At 73.2% G+C, this 2,562-nt stretch carries 1 protein-coding gene; it reads left to right on the forward strand.

The window, feature by feature from the left end; genetic code table 11:
* The coding region (glgP, locus tag E2651_RS42590; protein ID WP_135336627.1) for an alpha-glucan family phosphorylase at nucleotides 1-2,562 on the forward strand (2,562 nt) is incomplete at both ends.

The following is a 2,562-nucleotide window of genomic DNA, read 5'->3' on the forward strand; positions in this document are numbered from 1 at the left end:
CTTCCCGACCCCCTGTCCCCGCTCGCCGAGCTCGCGCGCAACCTCCGCTGGTCCTGGCACACGCCCACCCGCGACCTCTTCGAGGCCGTCGACCCCGAGCTGTGGGCCGCGTCCGGCGGCGACCCCGTGCGGCTGCTCGGCAGCGTGCCGCCCGCGCGGCTCGCCCGGCTGGCCCACGACGAGCCGTTCCTGCGGCGCCTCGCGGAGGCCTCCGACGGGCTGCGGGAGTACGTCACCGGGGCCCGCTGGTACCAGGAGCAGGCCGCCGAGCGCGGAGCCGAACTCCCCAGCGGCGTCGGCTACTTCTCGCCCGAGTTCGGCATCACGGCCGCCCTGCCGCAGTACTCGGGCGGCCTCGGCATCCTCGCCGGCGACCACCTCAAGGCGGCCAGCGACCTCGGTCTGCCGCTCATCGGGGTCGGACTGCTCTACCGGCACGGCTACTTCCGCCAGTCCCTGTCCCGTGACGGCTGGCAGCAGGAGACCTACCCGGTGCTCGACCCGAACGAGCTGCCGCTGACCCTCCTCCGCGAGACGGACGGCACCCCCTGCCAGGTCGCGATCGCCCTTCCCGGCGGCCGCTCGCTGCGCGCCCACGTCTGGCAGGCGTGCGTCGGTCGCGTACCGCTCCTGATGCTCGACTCGGACGTCGAGGAGAACGACCCCGGCGCCCGCGACGTGACCGACCGGCTCTACGGCGGCGGCAGCGAACACCGGCTGCTCCAGGAGATGCTGCTCGGCATCGGCGGAGTGCGCGCCATACGCGCGTACTGCCGTCTGACCGGGCACGCGGAGCCCGAGGTCTTCCACACCAACGAAGGGCACGCGGGCTTCCTCGGCCTGGAGCGGATCCACGAACTGGCCGAGCAGGGCGTGGAGTTCGACACCTCACTCGAAGCGGTCAGGGCGGGCACGGTCTTCACCACCCACACCCCCGTCCCCGCCGGAATCGACCGCTTCGACCGCGAACTGGTCGCCCGCCACTTCGGCCCGGACGCCGAGCTGCCCCGCATCGACGTCGAGCGGATACTGCGCCTCGGCATGGAGACCTATCCGGGCGGCGAGCCCAACCTCTTCAACATGGCCGTGATGGGCCTGCGGCTCGGCCGGTGCGCCAACGGCGTCTCCACCCTGCACGGCAAGGTGAGCCGCGAGATGTTCGCGGGCCTGTGGCCGGGATTCGACGCCGACGAGGTCCCGATCTCCTCCGTCACCAACGGCGTGCACGCCCCGACCTGGGTGGCCCCCGAGGTCTTCCGCCTCGGCGCCCGCCAGATCGGCGCCCAGCGGACGGAGGACGCCCTGTCGGTGGGCGGCTCGGAGCGCTGGGACGCGGTCGCCGAGATCCAGGACGCCGACATCTGGGCGCTCCGCCGCGAGCTGCGCGGGCAGTTGGTGACGGAGGTCAGGCGGCGGCTCTACGCCTCGTGGCGCGGGCGGGGCGCGGCCAGCGCGGAACTGGGCTGGATCGACGACGTACTGGACCCGGAGATCCTGACGATCGGCTTCGCGCGCCGCGTCCCGTCGTACAAACGCCTGACGCTGATGCTGCGGGACCGCGACCGCCTGATGGAGCTGCTCACCCACGAGGAGCGGCCGATCCAGATCGTCGTGGCCGGGAAGGCGCATCCGGCGGACGACGGCGGCAAACGCCTCATCCAGGAGCTGGTGCGCTTCACGGACGACCCGCGGGTGCGCCACCGCGTCGTCTTCCTGCCGGACTACGGCATGGCGATGGCCCAGAAGCTCTATCCCGGCTGCGACGTCTGGCTGAACAACCCGCTGCGCCCGCTGGAGGCGTGCGGCACGAGCGGCATGAAGGCCGCCCTGAACGGCTGCCTCAACCTGTCGGTCCTGGACGGCTGGTGGGACGAATGGTTCGAGCCGGACTTCGGCTGGGCGATTCCCACGGCGGACGGTTCCGCGACGGACGACGACCGGCGGGACGACCTGGAGGCGGCGGCGCTGTACGACTTGCTGGAGCGCCGGATCACGCCCCGCTTCTACGAGCAGGGCCCCGGCGGCCTCCCCGACCGCTGGATCGAGATGGTCCGGCGGACGCTCACACGGCTCGGCCCGAAGGTCCTCGCCGGGCGGATGGTCCGTGACTACGTGGAGGGTCTGTACGTTCCCGCCGCGCGGGCGCATCGCGCACTGGACGCGGGCGCGGCGGGGGATCTTGCCGCCTGGAAGGCGCGGGTGCGGGGGGCGTGGCCACGGGTCGCCGTCGACCATGTCGAGGCGTCCGCCTTCGGGGCGACGGCCGAACTGGGCTCGACGCTCGCGCTGCGGGTGAGGGTCCGGCTCGGGGAGCTGACGCCGGACGACGTGGAGGTGCAGGCGATCGCGGGGCGGGTCGATCCGGAGGATCACATCGCGGACGCGACGCCGGTCCCGCTGAAGCCGGTGGGCGGCGTCGACGGAGAGGGCCGCCGCCTCTACGAGGGACCGCTGGCCCTAGACAGGGCGGGCCCCTTCGGCTACACGGTCCGCGTGCTGCCGGCGCATCGGCTGCTGGCGAGCGGGGCGGAGCTGGGTCTTGTGGCGGTGCCGGAGGAGGGG

This window comes from Streptomyces sp. MZ04 (assembly GCF_004684775.1).
GTDB lineage: Bacteria > Actinomycetota > Actinomycetes > Streptomycetales > Streptomycetaceae > Streptomyces.